Raw genomic sequence first — 253 nt, forward strand, 5'->3', positions numbered from 1 at the left:
TCTCGGAGAAACTGCGCTTCGCCGATGCGCAGGAGCACGCGCTGCTCACCGACCTGCACATCGCCTTCAAGCGTGCCAACGGCTACAGCGAGCTGGAGATCGCGCAGAAGCGCAGCGCGCTGGAAAACGTCATGCTCCCCGACACCTTCGAGGAACACCGTGAACGGCTGCTGGCCGCCGGCTTCAGCCGGGTCAGCCAATGGTTCCAGTGTCTCAACTTCGCCTCGATGATCGCCCTGCCATGATCCAGCAC

The 253-nt window shown here is 63.2% G+C and carries 1 pseudogene; it reads left to right on the forward strand.

Annotation, left to right across the window (positions count from 1 at the left end):
• Positions 1-245 (forward strand): annotated as a pseudogene (locus tag ACLJNW_RS26870) (carboxy-S-adenosyl-L-methionine synthase CmoA); the annotation flags it as partial.
• Positions 246-253 lie beyond the last annotated feature (8 nt).

This window comes from Salmonella sp. SAL4457 (genome assembly GCF_046548235.1).
Lineage (GTDB): Bacteria > Pseudomonadota > Gammaproteobacteria > Enterobacterales > Enterobacteriaceae > Salmonella > Salmonella enterica.